At 45.0% G+C, this 16,361-nt stretch carries 19 protein-coding genes; 9 read left to right on the forward strand and 10 right to left on the reverse strand.

What is annotated here, in order from left to right; genetic code table 11:
- Positions 1–3 precede the first annotated feature (3 nt).
- From upp to hda, 3 genes are all read left to right on the forward strand, one after another.
- Positions 4–630: a uracil phosphoribosyltransferase gene (gene upp / locus XPG1_RS06580; RefSeq protein ID WP_045958366.1), complete on the forward strand. Its 627-nt coding sequence runs from the start codon at positions 4–6 to the stop codon at positions 628–630.
- Positions 631–688: 58 nt separating this feature from the next.
- A complete protein-coding gene (uraA, locus tag XPG1_RS06585) occupies positions 689–1,999 on the forward strand; it encodes a uracil permease (RefSeq protein WP_045958367.1) in 1,311 nt (436 codons plus the stop codon).
- Between the two features lie 176 nt (positions 2,000–2,175).
- Positions 2,176–2,883, forward strand: a complete 708-nt coding sequence (hda, locus tag XPG1_RS06590) for a DnaA inactivator Hda (protein ID WP_045958368.1) — start codon at positions 2,176–2,178, stop codon at positions 2,881–2,883.
- 93 nt (positions 2,884–2,976) lie between these two features.
- Here hda and arsC read toward each other — a convergent pair whose 3' ends face one another.
- The 4 genes from arsC to XPG1_RS06610 form a co-directional block, all read right to left on the reverse strand.
- Complete coding sequence (gene arsC / locus XPG1_RS06595; RefSeq protein WP_045958369.1) at positions 2,977–3,333, reverse strand: arsenate reductase (glutaredoxin); 357 nt, start codon at positions 3,331–3,333, stop codon at positions 2,977–2,979.
- A gap of 11 nt (positions 3,334–3,344) precedes the next feature.
- Positions 3,345–4,808 carry a beta-barrel assembly-enhancing protease gene (bepA, locus tag XPG1_RS06600; protein WP_045958370.1) on the reverse strand — a complete coding sequence of 488 codons (1,464 nt, stop codon included), beginning with the start codon at positions 4,806–4,808 and terminating at the stop codon, positions 3,345–3,347.
- 176 nt (positions 4,809–4,984) lie between these two features.
- Positions 4,985–5,452 (reverse strand): thioredoxin-dependent thiol peroxidase, encoded by a 468-nt coding sequence (bcp, locus tag XPG1_RS06605; protein ID WP_045958371.1) that lies wholly within the window; start codon positions 5,450–5,452, stop codon positions 4,985–4,987.
- 72 nt (positions 5,453–5,524) lie between these two features.
- On the reverse strand, positions 5,525–6,088 hold the full coding sequence (locus XPG1_RS06610; protein WP_045958372.1) for a glycine cleavage system transcriptional repressor: 564 nt from the start codon (positions 6,086–6,088) through the stop codon (positions 5,525–5,527).
- A gap of 392 nt (positions 6,089–6,480) precedes the next feature.
- Here XPG1_RS06610 and dapA point away from each other — a divergent pair, with 392 nt between their 5' ends.
- The 3 genes from dapA (at position 6,481) to purC (ending at position 9,248) form a co-directional block, all read left to right on the forward strand.
- Positions 6,481–7,380 carry a 4-hydroxy-tetrahydrodipicolinate synthase gene (gene dapA / locus XPG1_RS06615; RefSeq protein ID WP_045958373.1) on the forward strand — a complete coding sequence of 300 codons (900 nt, stop codon included), beginning with the start codon at positions 6,481–6,483 and terminating at the stop codon, positions 7,378–7,380.
- A gap of 17 nt (positions 7,381–7,397) precedes the next feature.
- A complete protein-coding gene (bamC, locus tag XPG1_RS06620) occupies positions 7,398–8,444 on the forward strand; it encodes an outer membrane protein assembly factor BamC (protein ID WP_045958374.1) in 1,047 nt (348 codons plus the stop codon).
- 90 nt (positions 8,445–8,534) lie between these two features.
- Positions 8,535–9,248, forward strand: a complete 714-nt coding sequence (gene purC / locus XPG1_RS06625) for a phosphoribosylaminoimidazolesuccinocarboxamide synthase (protein WP_045958375.1) — start codon at positions 8,535–8,537, stop codon at positions 9,246–9,248.
- Positions 9,249–9,361: 113 nt separating this feature from the next.
- On the opposite strand, the gene XPG1_RS06630 is transcribed toward purC, so the two are convergent.
- Positions 9,362–9,715: a hypothetical protein gene (locus XPG1_RS06630; RefSeq protein ID WP_045958376.1), complete on the reverse strand. Its 354-nt coding sequence runs from the start codon at positions 9,713–9,715 to the stop codon at positions 9,362–9,364.
- 30 nt (positions 9,716–9,745) lie between these two features.
- Between XPG1_RS06630 and XPG1_RS18370 the strand changes: the two genes are divergently transcribed.
- The 3 genes from XPG1_RS18370 to XPG1_RS06645 all read left to right on the forward strand — a co-directional run bounded on the left by XPG1_RS18370 (position 9,746) and on the right by XPG1_RS06645 (position 12,799).
- Positions 9,746–9,922, forward strand: a complete 177-nt coding sequence (locus XPG1_RS18370; RefSeq protein ID WP_157879453.1) for a hypothetical protein — start codon at positions 9,746–9,748, stop codon at positions 9,920–9,922.
- Between the two features lie 295 nt (positions 9,923–10,217).
- Complete coding sequence (locus tag XPG1_RS06640; protein WP_045958378.1) at positions 10,218–10,670, forward strand: DUF441 domain-containing protein; 453 nt, start codon at positions 10,218–10,220, stop codon at positions 10,668–10,670.
- The gene (locus XPG1_RS06645; RefSeq protein WP_045958379.1) at positions 10,667–12,799 is read left to right on the forward strand and encodes a tRNA(Met) cytidine acetyltransferase TmcA; all 2,133 of its coding nucleotides are present in this window, start codon (positions 10,667–10,669) and stop codon (positions 12,797–12,799) included. Before XPG1_RS06640 ends, XPG1_RS06645 begins: the two co-directional genes overlap by 4 nt.
- Here XPG1_RS06645 and XPG1_RS06650 read toward each other — a convergent pair.
- From XPG1_RS06650 to XPG1_RS06670, 5 genes are all read right to left on the reverse strand, one after another.
- Entirely contained in the window at positions 12,744–12,938 is a 195-nt protein-coding gene (locus XPG1_RS06650) for a YpfN family protein (protein ID WP_045958380.1), read from the reverse strand. The genes XPG1_RS06645 and XPG1_RS06650 overlap by 56 nt on opposite strands.
- A gap of 56 nt (positions 12,939–12,994) precedes the next feature.
- The gene (locus XPG1_RS06655) at positions 12,995–13,660 is read right to left on the reverse strand and encodes a M15 family metallopeptidase (protein ID WP_045958381.1); all 666 of its coding nucleotides are present in this window, start codon (positions 13,658–13,660) and stop codon (positions 12,995–12,997) included.
- Entirely contained in the window at positions 13,657–14,784 is a 1,128-nt protein-coding gene (gene dapE / locus XPG1_RS06660) for a succinyl-diaminopimelate desuccinylase (protein ID WP_045958382.1), read from the reverse strand. The genes XPG1_RS06655 and dapE overlap by 4 nt, the downstream gene beginning before the upstream one ends.
- Before the next feature lie 20 nt (positions 14,785–14,804).
- Positions 14,805–15,209 (reverse strand): ArsC family reductase, encoded by a 405-nt coding sequence (locus XPG1_RS06665; protein WP_045958383.1) that lies wholly within the window; start codon positions 15,207–15,209, stop codon positions 14,805–14,807.
- Between the two features lie 181 nt (positions 15,210–15,390).
- A complete protein-coding gene (locus XPG1_RS06670; RefSeq protein ID WP_045958384.1) occupies positions 15,391–16,026 on the reverse strand; it encodes a response regulator in 636 nt (211 codons plus the stop codon).
- Positions 16,027–16,361: the final 335 nt, after the last annotated feature.

Raw genomic sequence — 16,361 nt, forward strand, 5'->3', positions numbered from 1 at the left:
CCCATGAAGATCGTTGAGGTTAAACACCCACTTGTGAGACATAAACTTGGTCTGATGCGAGATCATGATATCAGCACCAAACGTTTTCGTGAACTGGCCTCAGAAGTGGGCAATCTTCTGACATATGAAGCAACTGCTGATTTAGACGTTGAGAAAGTGACCATTGATGGATGGTGTGGTCCGGTAGAAATAGACCAAATTAAAGGGAAGAAGATTACGGTTGTCCCTATCTTACGTGCCGGTCTGGGCATGATGGATGGTGTGCTGGAAAATATTCCCAGTGCGCGAATCAGTGTCGTGGGCGTATATCGTGATGAAGAAACGCTTGAGCCTGTGCCATATTTTCAAAAATTAGTGTCTGACATTAATGAACGCATGGCGTTGGTGGTTGATCCCATGCTGGCAACCGGTGGCTCTATGATTGCAACCATTGACCTGCTGAAAAAAGCAGGCTGCCCGGTTATTAAAGTCCTGGTTTTGGTTGCCGCGCCGGAAGGCATTGCCGCCCTGGAGAAAGCGCACCCTGATGTAGAGTTGTACACCGCTTCGATTGATGAAGGGCTCAATGAACAGGGATATATTGTTCCTGGTTTAGGGGACGCCGGGGACAAAATATTTGGTACTAAATAACAGGGACAGCCGGCTGACAAGTCGGCTTTTTTTTGGTTTCTAGCAAGAGGATATAATAATGACCCGTCGAACTATTGGGATAGACGAAAAACCCCCGTTGATACAGACTATTCCTTTAAGTTTACAACATCTCTTTGCCATGTTTGGGGCAACTGTTTTGGTGCCTATTTTGTTTAAAATTAATCCCGCAACGGTTTTGTTGTTCAACGGCATTGGGACATTGTTGTATTTGGTGATTTGTAAAGGAAAAATTCCAGCCTATCTAGGTTCCAGCTTTGCTTTTATCTCGCCCGTTTTATTGTTACTGCCTTTGGGATATGAACTCGCATTGGGCGGGTTTATTATCTGTGGTTTGTTGTTTTGTCTGGTTGCCCTGATGGTAAAAATTGCCGGGAGAGGGTGGATTAATGTGTTGTTTCCGCCGGCTGCGATGGGCGCTATTGTTGCCGTGATCGGGCTGGAGCTGGCTGGGGTTGCCGCTGATATGGCTGGTTTACGTCCGCCGGCGGGCAGCGAGGTCAATATGACCCATCTGACCATATCCATGGTAACGCTGGGTGTGACGATCTTAGGTTCGGTCATGTTCCGGGGTTTTATGGCCATTATCCCCATTTTGATTGGGGTGCTGGTGGGGTATTCGCTGTCATTTTTCATGGGCGTTGTCGATTTTACGCCGGTGCGTGAAGCACCGTGGTTGGCGTTGCCGACATTTTATACGCCGCGTTTTGAGTGGTTTGCCATCATTACAATTTTACCTGCGGCGCTGGTGGTGATTGCGGAGCATGTTGGGCATCTGGTGGTGACCGCAAATATTGTACAGAAAGATTTATTGAAAAACCCGGGTCTGCATCGCTCAATGTTTGCCAATGGTTTTTCAACGATGATTTCGGGTTTCTTTGGTTCGACCCCGAACACAACGTATGGTGAAAATATTGGCGTGATGGCGCTGACGCGTGTGTATAGCACATGGGTGATTGGTGGCGCGGCGGTGATCGCAATATTACTTTCCTGTGTAGGGAAATTGGCAGTGGCTATTCAGATGATCCCTGTACCCGTTATGGGCGGCGTTTCTTTGTTGCTGTATGGTGTGATTGGCGCTTCCGGTATTCGGGTGCTGATTGATTCAAAAGTGGATTACAGCAAGGCGCAGAACTTGATCCTGACCTCTGTTATTTTGATTATTGGTGTCAGCGGCGCGAAAATTCAGCTTGGCGCAGCAGAGTTGAAAGGCATGGCACTGGCGACAGTTGTTGGCATTGGCCTGAGTCTGCTTTTTAAATTGATCAGTTTTATCCGTCCAGAAGAGCAATATATTCATTCGTCTCTGGAATCAATTGAAAATAATAAGAAGCACGAAGTCAGAGAATAAATTTCATGAGTTAAAAGAATCAGAAAGGGCTTTTTCATCTGCCCTTTCTATTTTTCTATCATCTTATGATGAAATGTACTGCAAGAATAATCTCCTATTTAAAACCGCGCATTCGTTTCATTTATAGCGTTTTTTTGTGGTAGACTTAGCGCTGTTCGTTACCCATTCTGTTTGAGGTGCTTCTGAATACACCGTCGCAGCTTTCATTGCCATTATATTTGCCCGATGATGAAATTTTTGCCAGTTTCTTTGCAGGCGAGAATACCTCTTTAGTAGCTGCAATAAAATTGGCCATTAGTCAATCTCACGGCAGTTATATCTATTTTTGGTCTCGCGATGGCGGGGGCAAGAGCCATTTGCTGCACGCCGCTTGTGCCGAATTATCCCAACGGGAAGAAGCTGTCGGATATGTCCCACTGGATAAACGTGCCTATTTTGTTCCCGAAGTGCTTGATGGCATGGAACATTTATCATTAGTGTGCATCGATAATATTGAATGTATCGCCGGTGATCAGGCATGGGAAATGGCGGTTTTCAATCTTTACAATCGAATTGTCGAAATTGGCCGGACGTGTCTTTTGATCACCGGCGATCGTCCCCCCCGGCAAATTAACCTGACGCTGCCGGATTTGGCCTCTCGTTTGGATTGGGGGCAGATTTATAAATTACAGCCTTTATCTGATGATGAGAAAATTCAGGCATTGCAACTACGGGCAAAATTGCGGGGTTTTGAATTACCAGAGGATGTCGGACGTTTTGTGCTGAAACGGCTCGACAGGGAAATGCAAACGTTATTTAAAACCCTGGATGAGCTTGATCGCGCTTCCATTGTGGCACAACGTAAACTGACGATCCCATTTGTGAAAGATATCCTTGAGCTTTGAATGAATAAAGCGGAAAGAAAACGCAATCAGGATAAAAAAGTGATAGAGAATCGTGTCCCTATCACTTTTTTATTCATTTCCACTGAAAAAGAGTCAGAACAGAATCTCTTTAATGTGTTCAGGAGGACGCCCCAAACGTGCCTTATCAGCGACAACCACAATCGGGCGTTCTATCAATTTAGGGTTGTTAGCCATCGCCTGCAGCAGTGCTTCCTGGGATAATGTGGCATCATCAAGATTTAATTCTTGATATCGCTCTTCTTTGGTACGCATTAATTGACGGGCATCGTTGAAACCAAGTTGTTTCAATAATACGGCAAGTTGTTCTACTGTCGGCGGTGTTTCGAGATAGTGAATGATTGTCGGCTCAATGCCGAGTTCTTCAACCAATTTCAGTGTTTCACGGCTCTTTGAGCAACGTGGATTATGGTAAATAGTGACGGGTTGCATATAAAAATCCTTTAATTTTCATATTGGTTATAACTTTTTTGCAGTTCGCGTAACTGATCAATCCGGGCATCATATCGTTTCTGCTCGTAGCTGCCCAATTTTGCTAATGCACTGGCCTGGCTCAGTAGTCCTATGGCTGAATCAAACTGAGCTTTTAATGCCATGATTTCTGCATAAGCCGCGAGTTCCTCCGCGCGTTTTCCTTGTTTTCCTGCGGTATCTCTTAGCAGGCTCCAGCCATTAAGATCGTCAGGGTGATTGAAGGTGTAACGAAACAGAAGTTGTGATGCCTGAGAATATTTTTTGTCTGCAAAGTAGGCTCTTGCAAGGAGGATCTGCAATATCGGGCTGTTTTTCTGCGTTTTGAGGGCCTCCTGTAATCGATTGATAGCGCTGGCGTAGTGCTGTTGTTCGATATCAATCCCCGTCATTGTGTTAATAAACCAAATATTATCCGGTTGTTGCTCCAGCAATGGGGAGAGTGTTGCTTTAGCCTCGGCATACTTTTTATCTTTAGAAAGTAAAATCGCGCGTCCGTAGGTGGCCGCCAGCCGTTCTTTCGGGGTACCCTGAAGATATTTTTTTAACCATTCATCGATATAGGAACGTTGATAGGTTGAATACTTGGTTAAAATACGGACACGGGCGAACAGAAAATCCTGCGATTCAGGGTGCATTTTTGTTGGATATTGATTTGCCCTATTGCGGGCATCAGCCAAGCGGCTGTCGGGTAATGGGTGGGTATAGAGCATTTCCGGTAGCTTGGAACTGTAACGGGATTGATCGGCCATGATCTGCATAAAACCAGGCATACCATGCGGATCAAATCCTGCCCGGTTGAGTGTCTGCATGCCAATGCGATCCGCTTCCTGTTCATTTGATTGGGTAAAACTGATCATGCCTTGTTGGAAACCGGCAAGTGTACCGCTAAGTGCCGCCATGCCGGCCTGTGGGCTAGCCATCATCAGCAAGATAGAACCCAATGCTCCAGCCCAGGCCAGCGGACTGGTCCGTTTTTGTTCTTCCATGAGCCGTGCCAGATGCCGTTGTGTCACATGGGAGATTTCATGCGCCATGACAGACGCTAATTCGCTTTCATTGCGGCTATACTGTAATAGCGCCGAGTGAAGAACAACATTACCGCCGAAAAATGCGTAAGCATTAATATTAGGATTATTGACAAGATAGAAATGGAAAGGAGTTTTTACTGAACTGGCATGATTAACTAATTTTTGCCCCATATTGTTAATGTATTGCATCAGAAGCGGGTCATAAATCAGGGGCGCCTGAGCACGTATCATACGTATATAAAAGTCACCCATGGCCATCTCTTGATTGATGCTGAGTGTGGCGCCTGCTGTCGTACCAATATCTGGTAAGGAGTCTTCAACGGGTGCAGAAAATACAGGAGGGTGACCCAATAGTAACAAGCCCATAAAGATGGCGACTAACGATCTTCTCGGTGTTTTTCTCATCGCGCGTTTCTCATAAAACAGTGTGCTCCATTCTGGCTATCAATTTCATGAATATGTGTATGATAGCAAAGGGTACCTCAAAGTGAATTATTCATTATGAATGTTAGTGGAAAAAAGTTGCCGCCAGCTGAAACTGGCGGCAATGCAAAATTGATGACGTCTCGCATGAGATTAAATTAATGCTGTTTCACGTAATCCAGTACAATTTGGTGATGATCACGGGTTTTGAATTGATCAAAAACGTGTTCAATATCCCCTTGTGGGTTAATCAGAAAACTGATGCGGTGAATGCCATCGTAGGTTTTCCCCATAAACCGCTTTTCTCCCCAAACACCAAATTGTTCGGCAACCTGATGGTCAATATCAGAAAGTAAAGTGAAATTCAGCCGCTCTTTCTCGACAAAGCGAGATAACTTTTCGGGGGTATCTGGACTCATGCCTAACACTTTAACATTAACGTTGTTCAGTTCACTCTGTGCGTCACGCAAACCACATGCCTGAATGGTGCAGCCTGGTGTCATGGCTTTGGGATAAAAATAGACTAAAACCCGTTGTCCTTTAAAATCAGACAAATTAATGGTTTTGCTATTTTGGTCAAGAAGGCTGAATTGCGGTGCTTTATCGCCAGCTTTTAATGGGCTCATCACTCATTCTCCGTTTGGTCGTTTTGATTTAAAGGGTCGGTACGCTAATGCCGCGATATGAACCGGTGGCCATTAGTTGAGTATGGGTTGAAGTAAATGATTTTGTACGCTGATACTGCCTTGCGCGTTTAACTCTGTGCACAGATGATGAAAGTGTTGTTTAAATATCGTGCCATTATCATCCTGTGGATTATGGCCTGTAATTTGAATTTGCAGGCGGGCAGGGTGATTTTCTTCGCTTGGGTGCGTTTTTGATACCAGTTCAGCGATATTAAAATCTTGTGCCGTGAATAAACTGGTAAAACGTTCAACCATTCCTGGAGAATCATCCACATCGACCTTCACTGTAATCGTTGATGGAAATGTTTTCGGGACACCGCATCGGGTACGTTTCATCACAATGAGTAACTCAAGTTCTGCCCCTTTTTGTGGCAGGGTGGACTCGATCAGTGTAATGGCGTTCCAGCTACCGGATAGTAACATGATAAAAGTAAATTCTTCGCCAAACATTGCCAGACGGCTGTCTTCAATATTGCAACCACAGGTACTCACGAGGCGGGTGATCGTATTGACAATGCCGGGGCGATCGGTTCCTAGGGCGGTGATCACTAAAAAATGTTGTTCTGATGTTGGCAAAGCGATTTTCCTTTAATTTATTCGATGTCTTCTGTGGATGTTATGGTTAAACATAAAAAATGATCAAGAGAAGGTCAATTGCATTTGATGACTTGTTTCCGTGACAAGGAAACCTGTTAACATAATGACGCTTACCGGCAGCGGGGACAATCTGAATATGCTATTCCACCGTGTTGCGAATGATGTAACGATGTTTTTTTAATGCACATTCTGGAATGAAAATGTTGGGGAGGTGTGAAAAGAACATGATTATAATTTCTGTTTAATCAGCTACACTTGGTATTAATAAAATTCATTGAAATCGTGTGTTTAAAGAGTTTTCTTCTGTATAACAAGAAAGTACCATGAACTTTCTCATTTGCAGTTTAAGGTTTAACTAAGGGGAAATGGCAATGGTCAGCGATCATTCTGGTTTTACAGGCAGTATAGTTGCATTGATAACGCCGATGGACTCAAAAGGTCAGATGGATAAGGCCAGTTTGAAAAAATTGGTAGAGTATCATGTCGCCAGCGGGACATCTGCGATTGTGTCTGTCGGAACAACCGGCGAAAGCGCAACACTGAATCACGACGAACATGTTGCTGTTGTACTGACAACATTGGAAATGGCCGATGGACGTATTCCTGTCATCGCTGGCACCGGCGCAAATGCAACAGCGGAAGCCATTTCTCTGACGAATCGTTTCGAAAACACCGGGGTTGTGGGTTGCCTGTCAGTGACACCTTATTATAATAGACCGTCACAGGAAGGTTTATATTTGCACTATAAAGCCATCGCTGAGAGCACTGACTTACCCCAAATTCTGTATAATGTGCCGTCTCGTACCGGATGTGATTTATTGCCACTGACGGTCGCGCGCCTGGCGAAACTGAAAAATATTGTTGCGCTTAAGGAAGCAACAGGGAACTTAAGTCGTGTTAGTCAAATCCAAGCATTGGTTAATGATGAAACGTTCATTCTGCTGAGTGGTGATGATGCAAGTTTTGTCGATTTTATGCAGCTTGGTGGTAAAGGGGTTATTTCTGTCACTGCAAACGTTGCCGCGGCGGAAATGGCACAGGTGTGTAAATTGGCGGAACAAGGTGAATTTCTGAAGGCTCGCGGCCTGAACAGCCGCCTGATGGAATTGCATCATCAATTATTTGTTGAACCTAGCCCGACGCCGGTTAAATGGGCCTGTCATCAATTGGGATTGATTGCCGATGATTCATTGCGTTTACCCATGATCCCGCTAACGCAGGAAGGGCAAATTCCAGTTGGTCAGGCACTCAAAATCGCCGGATTACTGTAAAATTTTAGGGAATTTTAATGGCAACATTATTGCAAAAATCGAAGGCCATGAAGATTGCTGGTCTGTCATTGGTGGTTTTTTTGGCCGCCTGCTCCAGCGATCAGCGCTATAAACGTCAGATCAGTGGGGATCAATCTTATCTTGATTCACCGCCACTGAAGACATTGAATCTTCCTGCCGGCATCATATTACCGCTGCAAAATGGTGAGTATGATATTCCTGCTACGGATTCAACCGGAGCCTCAGGGAAAAATTTGGATATACGTCCCCCATTGCAAGCCCTTGCGTTATTGACAGGTTCCCGCGTTGAAAATAGTGCTAACAGCAGTAAGTTGTTGCTTGAAAATACACCGGAATACAGCAAGTTATGGTCGCAGATAAACACGTTGTTGGCAGAAAAAGGCTATAAAATCAGCCATAAAGATGATTCAGCACAAACGTTGACAACGGATTGGATTACATGGAAACGGGCAGATGAAAATGTGCCTTACCAGGGACGTTACCGTATTGCCGTGATCCGACAAGGTTATCAAACCGAATTATCTGTTTCGAATGACGGCTTGAAACAGGGTGAAAAAGAAATTACCAATCCGGTAGAAGTGCAGCGTTACAATGTGGTGATGCTCAATACCCTGGCGGGAGACTTAAGCCAACAACAGGAAGCCGCAAGCCTGAACAGTGCTAAAGTGTCAGGTGCATTATCCGTACAAAGCGGCAGTGATAATACCGGATTGCCGCAAATCATTGTGCGTGCCCCCTATAACGTCGTCTGGAACAGATTGCCATACGCGCTGGATAGCGTAGGAATGGAAGTCACTGATCGTACACGTTCTACAGGCGCTATCGCGGTAACCTATAAAGGGCGTAGCGCTTCTGATTGGAAAGCGCTGGGGGTGGAAGCACCTGCTATCCGTGAAGGAAATTATAAGTTACAGGTAGGGGATTTGGATAACCGAAGCAGCTTGCAGTTTATCAGTGATAAAGGTAAGCCGCTGACCCAATCTGAAAATGATCAAATGGTGGCTGCGCTGGAAGCGGTGTTCAGCCAATCCAAAGATAAGTAATCTATTAAAGGGGCCTCGGCCCCTTTATATTTTAGATGCGTTTTTGTTTAATTCTTTACGTTTGAAGATGTCATATTGCTGGAGTGTAAAATGCAGAAAAAAGCTGAGTTGTATCGTGGAAAGGCAAAAACAGTGTATGCCACTGATAATCCTGACTTACTGGTGCTGGAATTCCGTAATGATACATCAGCATTGGATGGTGAACGCATTGAACAGTTCGATCGCAAGGGAATGGTGAATAATAAATTCAATCATTTCATTATGAGCAAACTGGAAGAAGCGGGCATCCCGACGCAAATGGAACAACTGCTGTCAGATAATGAATCCCTGGTGAAAAAACTTGCTATGGTGCCTGTTGAGTGCGTTATTCGTAACCGTGCTGCCGGCTCCCTTGTCAAGCGTTTGGGGGTCGAAGAGGGAATGGTGCTGAATCCGCCTCTGTTTGATCTGTTTTTAAAAGATGATGCCAAACACGACCCGATGGTTAATGAATCCTATTGTGAGACATTCGGTTGGGTGAGCAAAGCGCATTTATCTGAAATGAAACGCCTGAGCTATCAGGCCAATGAAGTATTGAGCAAATTGTTTGATGATGCTGGCCTGATTTTGGTGGATTTTAAGTTGGAATTTGGTTTGTATAAGGGCCAAGTCGTATTAGGTGATGAGTTTTCGCCCGATGGCAGCCGTTTATGGGATAAACAGACGATGGATAAAATGGATAAGGATCGTTTTCGCCAAAGTCTCGGTGGCTTGATTGAAGCGTATGAGGAAGTTGCACGCCGCATTGGTGTTATTTTGGACTAACAACGCAAACGATTACCTAAAGCAATTCAGGTAAAATCACAGGATGCCCGGCAATAAAACGGGCATCCTGTGGTTAACAAAAACCGCCGTAAACCTTCAACAGCGCAGGCGGCTTAAAGTAGGGACTTGGTTATTTGTTTCCAGCCTTTCTGATGCATACAGCCGTAATAATATTCACGTCTGGAACCCTCATTGACATCCGTCACATAGCTTTCGACCATAGGAACATTTTGGCTGTAATAGCCGTTTTTTCCACATTGTTCCTTATCGAAACAGGGTTGTTGTACCATTTTCAGTGTTGATCTTTGGGCAATTTCATTTTTTACCGGAAATTGTTGTAATGCTGACAGCTTGCAATCCACTTTTGCTTCGCTGAAAGGAGCCGGATGGCTGGTTGCAGGTACCCATTTAGTAGTGCAACCGGCTAATAAAATACAGACGGTAATGGAGGGAATTAATTTTTTCATATCGCTTATCCGAACGCATCCTGATTGCACATGGCTTCTGACAATCTTTCCGCATTCACCCTGGTAAAAGTGTTAATCTTTATCAGTCAAGCACGCGAAAGCTGGCTGGTTACTGATGTTGTGGCTAAGGTGCCATGTTGTGATGCTTTTCTCTATCAAGAAGCCGCCGGCATCTTGATTTTTAAGATTAATTATTTATCAATATGATTACTTAAAGCAAGTGTATGACTCATCCTCTGGTCGCGATAAAATTCACCCTTTTTAGGTAACCTACTGAAAAAATGCTGAGGATATCAGTGGCCTCTGTTTTATGTCGTTTTTATGACTGGTTGTTTTTAGATAGAAATAAGGTGATTCACTATCATTCTTCCACTGAATATAAATATGTTTATTAAGTATAAAACTTTTTAAGTTATTATCCTGTCCGTACCTAACTGACTGGTATTTGGTTTTAAAATGCTCAAGCACTGTTTTATCGGATGTTATAGGAAAATAAAAATTCATGAGCCATATTGATCCTACTTTACTGATTTTGCTCTTGCTGGCAGGGCTTGGCATCATCAGCCATAACATGACAGTGACACTGGCCATGTTATTTCTGTTAGTCGTTCGTATTACACCATTAAATCAGTTTTTCCCCTGGGTGGAAAAATACGGTTTGACGATAGGTATCCTGATTTTGACGATCGGAGTCATGGCACCTATCGCCAGCGGAAAAATTTCCGCACAAGCCATTTTCAGCTCTTTCTTACATTGGAAATCCCTGTTGGCTATTGCGGTGGGTATCCTGGTGTCATGGCTAGGCAGCCGTGGCGTTGCCTTGATGTCAGGTCAGCCTTCTACGGTCGCGGGTTTGTTAGTCGGCACGGTGTTAGGCGTGGCATTTTTCAGGGGTGTTCCCGTCGGTCCGCTGATTGCCGCCGGTATTTTGTCACTCATGATTGGTAAGTCATGATTGACTACAGCTCATGGGTCATGTTGCAGGCGCAGATGCAACAACAGGGACAGCGTCGTCTGGTTGTTTTGAGTGGTGAGCCTCAATGGAGCGCCTGGCTCACCAATCAGCTAACCGAGCAGTTTCAGGGGGATTGGCTCACTGTTTCAGCGCATATTTCAGGTGCTATTGATCCAGCAAAAGCCGTGAGTTTGCTTGGCCGTGAGTTTTTGCATGGCATCTTTGATGCAACGAAGGGATTTCATGCCGAAGCATTAGCGATATTGGCCGGTACACTAAAGGCAGGAAGCTGGCTGGTGATGCGTGTACCCGCCTGGTCACACTGGGCAGCACAGCCGGATGAAGACAGTTTACGCTGGAGTGAATCGGCAGGTGTTATGCCAACACCGCATTTTATCCGACATCTTCAACAGCAAATCCTCGCGTTTCCTGACGTATTATTATGGCGTCAGGGGATGCCCTTTCAGATGCCGCTATTGCCCCAAAGGGCAATGTGGCAGAAACCGGATGGCACACCAACAGCGGGTCAGCAATCCATCCTTGACGAATTATTACAGGTCACAGGCGGTGTTTGGGTGATCACAGCGCCACGAGGGCGGGGAAAATCGGCTCTGGCAGGCATGTTGGTGCGACATTGGCCCGGAAAATGCTGGTTATGCGCCCCGGCAAAAGTAGCAACGGCAGTTATCCGCCGTTATTCCGATTTTCCTGATACGGCGGAATCAAGCTCTTTATCACAAGCAACGCCATTTTGGGCGGTCGACCATTTATTGCAATATTGCCGGACGAAAAGTGATGTACCAGCGGATCAACACGAGGCAGATTGGTTATTGATCGACGAAGCCGCCGCGATCCCAACGCCACAACTGGCAGAATTGATCCGCCATTTTCCCCGGGTTTTGTTGATTTCGACGGTTCAAGGTTATGAAGGTACAGGGCGTGGGTTCTTGTTGAAACTGTGTGCGGCACTGCCCGATTGCCATAGGCGTGAATTGAAAACGCCCATGCGTTGGGCTGAGCATGATCCACTGGAGGCGTGGCTGGACAGTGCACTGTTATTTGATGATAAACAGCCGATTCATGGCACCGATACCCGTAAAGAAAAATTGCATTTTCAGTCAATTCATCAGTCTGAATGGTTACAACATGCCACATTATTGCGTTCATTTTACGGATTACTGACCAGCGCACATTACCGAACATCGCCTCTTGATTTGCGTCGATTAATGGATGGTAACGGCATGCGTTTTCTGGCTGCAACCTCCCATCCGTCAAACCATCATTCACCCTTGATCGGCGCGTTGTGGATGGTCAACGAAGGGGGTTTATCCCGAACGTTAGCGCATGAAATATGGGCAGGACGTCGGCGGCCGAGGGGAAATTTGGTGGCTCAATCCTTAGCAGCACACAGCGGTTTTCCACAGGCGGCAATATTGCGATCACAGCGGGTCAGTCGTATTGCTGTCCAGGCGCATTATCGCCGTCGTGGTATCGCACAACGTTTGATCATCCAACAATGCCAGGTGGCTACAAAACAAAAATTCGATTTTGTCTCTGTGAGTTTTGGCTATACCGCTGAGCTGTGGGCGTTATGGCAAAAATGTGGTTTTCGGTTGGTGAGAATGGGAACTCACCGGGAAGCGAGCAGTGGTTGTTATACGGCAATGGCGATCTTGCCGCTGAGTGAACAGGGAGCACAATTGGCTCAGGTAGCGCAGCAGCGATTATCCCGGGATGCTCGTGGATTAGAAGCCTTACTGGGTTTTGATTTGCCCATTGAACATCATTATGATCACTGGCTGGATACCAATGATTGGCAGGAATTGGCGGGGTTTGCGTTTGCCCACCGCCCCTTGTCAGCCTCTTATTTTGCATTACAACGGTTATTATTGGTCAGTCAGTTGGCGTTGCCTGCATTGGGAAAACACCTCCAACAGCAGATAAGTCTCGAACAATGTGTGAGTGACTTATCGTTGAGTGGCCGTAAGGCGCTACTGAAACACTGGCGGCAAGAGACAGCCAGTGCCTTGGCAAGCATCGATGAATTACTGACCAATCACTGGCGAGATTGGGTTATTTCTTGCGATTTTGTTGCGGCCAATCATCTTCATCATCCCATTGATCGTTAAAATCCCGATGCGGAGGTAATTCTGGTTTATTATCCAGAAAACGTTTTTGATCAACGCGACTGAGTGTTTTTACCGCATTAACAATCATGCCGATGAGCACTAATAACACAATCCACCAATAATCTATCAACCAATGCATGGTGTTTTCCTCAGTAGGCTTTTTCCTTAGCGTGATTTTTCCTCAGCTTAGCCTGTTCAGGCTAAGCTGATGTATTTTTCAAAGAGATAGGTAAGGTTGGTTTTTAACCAATCTATACCCGCAATATCACGATCTGTCCAGGAATTCAGCAGGATTTTTTCGTTGAACATATTTTCAGCTTCATGGGATAACGGCCAATAGCTGATATGCCACGGCTCGTAAGCGACACCGGCGTCATGACGTGTGAAAGGACGGTAGAAATCATAGTGAGACATGTTTTCTGTCAACCAATGCGTTAATGGCTCAAAATACCCGCCGTTCTCATATTCCCACGGCTCTAACTGCAAGTTTTTCCCTTCTGGTAGCAGAAAAGGATCATAAATATCCAATTCAGTGCCCCAATGATGGCGGCTTGCTCCAGGCAGAGCTGACCAATGCAGAATCGCTTCACAAAGTTCACCTTCACACATTTTCGAGATATCAAGGGGTTGGCTATGATGATCTAACACCGGACGCTGACCCCGGAATTTCTCATTCCAGATAGTTTGCTGGCGTGTGAAATCACGGAATGAACTGGCCGGTTGTAGCTTAAAACCGGCGTTGGCCGCCGCTTTTTGCATGGCAAGAAACGCTTTGGTGGCATTGAACTGCAAACGGTGATTGCCATTCAGCGTGACTAAGTGATCAGTAGACAGGCCGGTTAAGGATTCAGGTGTTATCATTTGATTAATTGCTCCATGATACGTTGGTAAATCAGGCTCAATTTTTGTAAGTCAGACGTTTTAACACATTCATCGATTTTATGGATTGTCGCATTACTTGGCCCTAATTCCACCACCTGAGTCCCCATTTTGGCAATAAAGCGTCCGTCTGATGTGCCGCCACTGGTGGATAACGCTGGCTGATAGCCACAATAGTGCCCAATGGATTCAACCACTGCATCAACCAGCGCGCCCTTATCGGTCAGGAAAGGTTGACCGGAGAGCCACCAGTCAAGCTCGTATTGCAGGTGATGTTTTTTCAACATCGCTTCAACCTGGCGGCGGATCTCAGTATCGGTCAGTTCGGTGCTGAAACGAAAATTAAATTGAACCCATAATTTCCCCGGAATAATGTTATTACTGCCGGTACCGGCCTGAATGTTGGCGATTTGCATGCTGGTGGCAGGGAAAAACGCATTACCATTGTCCCATTGAGTATTGACGAGCTCGTGCAGAAAAGACATGGCTCGATGGACCGGGTTATCTGCTAACTGTGGATAGGCAACATGCCCTTGGATACCCAAGATTGTCAGGTTAGCCGTCAGGGAACCCCGCCGCCCGTTTTTGATCATATCGCCAAGGCACTGCTGGCTGGACGGCTCGCCCACCAGACAATAATCCAAACGCTCATGGCGAGCCATTAATTCTTCAACGACTTTGACAGTGCCATTGGTCGCTTTGGCTTCCTCGTCGGAGGTGATCAGAAAAGCCAGACGGCCTTTATGTTCAGGATTTTCAGTGACAAAGCGCTCAGCCGCAACAACCATAGCAGCCAGAGCGCCTTTCATATCGGCGGCGCCACGACCATACAACATGCCATCACGGACAGACGGCGCAAAAGGGGGCGTTTGCCATTGGGAGATATCGCCGGCAGGAACAACATCGGTATGCCCGGCAAACGCAAAAGTTACGCCAGTACCGCGATAAGCCCAAAAATTTTGGGTATCGCCGAAAGGCATTCGCTCTATTGTAAAGCCAATATCTTGCAGACGCTGGATAAGAAGCGCCTGACAACCCTGATCATCTGGGCTGACAGAAGGACGCTCGATTAACTGTTGGGCGAGGTCAATGACTGAACACGTCATGAAAGTTTCCTTATCTAGATCTAGTTATGCGAAAAAAATTGTTCATATTGTTCCGCCTTGAAACCGAGTAAATACGTTTCTGTTCCCTGGCTGTTTTCCCCTTCTGTACGCCAGACCAAGAGAGGGCGTTTGATGATGGTAGGTTGTGCCAGCATCAATGTCTTAGCGGTTTCTGCATTGTTAACGGCGGCTTTTTGCTCATCCGACAATTTGCGCCACGTTGTACCACGGGTATTCAGGAGGGATTCCCAACCAACGTGCTCAATAAAGGATTGAAGTAACTCAGGAGATAAACCATCAACCCGATAATCATGGAATTGATAAGGTATAGCCTGATCGTCTAACCAGCGACGTGCTTTTTTTAGGGTATCGCAGTTTTTGATACCGTAGAGAGTGGAAACGTTGTGAAAGGTCGTCTCTGACATGATGAAAGCCTTGGTTTTGTCTTGTTTACATCCCAATATAATGCGGGAAATTGGCTATTTTATCCAGACAACACACGCTTGCGCAGACTTTCTTATTATTCTTGATAGCTCACAATTTCCCCACGGATGAAAACCAGGGAAATTGTGTTTTATATTAAGGTAATGACGAGAGAAGCTGATGTTAAAGAAAATCTGTTTTTCTCTGTTTCAGATAGATGATGGTTGCTTCAAGACGAGAGCGGGATTTAAGTTTTTTCAATAAGTTACGGGCATGAACTTTCACCGTTTCTTCTGAAATAAAAAGAAAGTCAGCAATTTCTTTATTTGTCATTCCTTCGGCAATTTCTTTTAATACGTCTAATTCACGTTTGGTTAATTTTGATAACGGATCAATATAAAGATGGCGGGTAGATAAATATTGATGGATTTTTTCACTGAACACGGCCTGACCCTCTATCGCTTTTTTTATGTTGTTCAATAGCGATGTGAGTTCGATATCTTTTAATAAATAACCATTTGCACCGGCATCAACTGCATCGTAAATATCACTTCTGTGATCGGAATCGGACAGAACCAGGATATAGGAATTCAACCCTTTTCGGCGGAGCGATTTAATCGTATCAATCCCGGAAAGACCATCGATTTTCAAATCCATCAAAATAATGTCGGGTTTTATTTGGCAGGCAATATTAATCGCATCTTCACCATTACCGGTTTCAGCAGTCACAATGAGTTCTCGTTCCAGTTCAATTAACCCTTTTAAGCCGTGGCGAATGATGGGGTGATCATCGACTATCATGACTGAATGATTATGCATATTCTTTCTCCCATATCGAAATGCAGATTTTATGTTTGATAAAACATAAAAGACAGAATTCTGCTTTATGTTAAATTGCTGTGTGATTTTTATAGAGTATATTGAATCGTCGCTAAGGCGATTCTGAAAATATATCCTGATCTAAAAATAGAAATATCGCAAACAGGTTTAACCATTTGGGTGAAATAAATTCACTTTCATAAGAAGATGCGTTTCCTTAATGGCTTATAGTTTTCCAAATAAATTTGAGGGGATATTTTATAGATTAAGTTTTGTTTTTGTAAACTTATTTTAAATGTTAATTTTAAAATACATCTTTCATTAATCTATCAGGT

The organism is Xenorhabdus poinarii G6 (assembly GCF_000968175.1).
GTDB classification, from domain to species: domain Bacteria; phylum Pseudomonadota; class Gammaproteobacteria; order Enterobacterales; family Enterobacteriaceae; genus Xenorhabdus; species Xenorhabdus poinarii.

Excerpts from the sequence above, each read along its gene's own strand:
- XPG1_RS06655 (WP_045958381.1), bottom strand. The coding sequence starts at position 13,660 with ATGATAACACCTGAATCCTTAACCGGCCTGTCTACTGATCACTTAGTC.
- bepA (WP_045958370.1), bottom strand. The coding sequence starts at position 4,808 with ATGAGAAAAACACCGAGAAGATCGTTAGTCGCCATCTTTATGGGCTTG.
- dapE (WP_045958382.1), bottom strand. The coding sequence starts at position 14,784 with ATGACGTGTTCAGTCATTGACCTCGCCCAACAGTTAATCGAGCGTCCT.
- XPG1_RS06645 (WP_045958379.1), top strand. The coding sequence starts at position 10,667 with ATGATTGACTACAGCTCATGGGTCATGTTGCAGGCGCAGATGCAACAA.
- upp (WP_045958366.1), top strand. The coding sequence starts at position 4 with ATGAAGATCGTTGAGGTTAAACACCCACTTGTGAGACATAAACTTGGT.
- purC (WP_045958375.1), top strand. The coding sequence starts at position 8,535 with ATGCAGAAAAAAGCTGAGTTGTATCGTGGAAAGGCAAAAACAGTGTAT.
- XPG1_RS18370 (WP_157879453.1), top strand. The coding sequence starts at position 9,746 with ATGGCTTCTGACAATCTTTCCGCATTCACCCTGGTAAAAGTGTTAATC.
- XPG1_RS06650 (WP_045958380.1), bottom strand. The coding sequence starts at position 12,938 with ATGCATTGGTTGATAGATTATTGGTGGATTGTGTTATTAGTGCTCATC.
- XPG1_RS06665 (WP_045958383.1), bottom strand. The coding sequence starts at position 15,209 with ATGTCAGAGACGACCTTTCACAACGTTTCCACTCTCTACGGTATCAAA.
- uraA (WP_045958367.1), top strand. The coding sequence starts at position 689 with ATGACCCGTCGAACTATTGGGATAGACGAAAAACCCCCGTTGATACAG.
- XPG1_RS06640 (WP_045958378.1), top strand. The coding sequence starts at position 10,218 with ATGAGCCATATTGATCCTACTTTACTGATTTTGCTCTTGCTGGCAGGG.
- XPG1_RS06630 (WP_045958376.1), bottom strand. The coding sequence starts at position 9,715 with ATGAAAAAATTAATTCCCTCCATTACCGTCTGTATTTTATTAGCCGGT.
- arsC (WP_045958369.1), bottom strand. The coding sequence starts at position 3,333 with ATGCAACCCGTCACTATTTACCATAATCCACGTTGCTCAAAGAGCCGT.
- XPG1_RS06670 (WP_045958384.1), bottom strand. The coding sequence starts at position 16,026 with ATGCATAATCATTCAGTCATGATAGTCGATGATCACCCCATCATTCGC.
- bamC (WP_045958374.1), top strand. The coding sequence starts at position 7,398 with ATGGCAACATTATTGCAAAAATCGAAGGCCATGAAGATTGCTGGTCTG.
- bcp (WP_045958371.1), bottom strand. The coding sequence starts at position 5,452 with ATGAGCCCATTAAAAGCTGGCGATAAAGCACCGCAATTCAGCCTTCTT.
- dapA (WP_045958373.1), top strand. The coding sequence starts at position 6,481 with ATGGTCAGCGATCATTCTGGTTTTACAGGCAGTATAGTTGCATTGATA.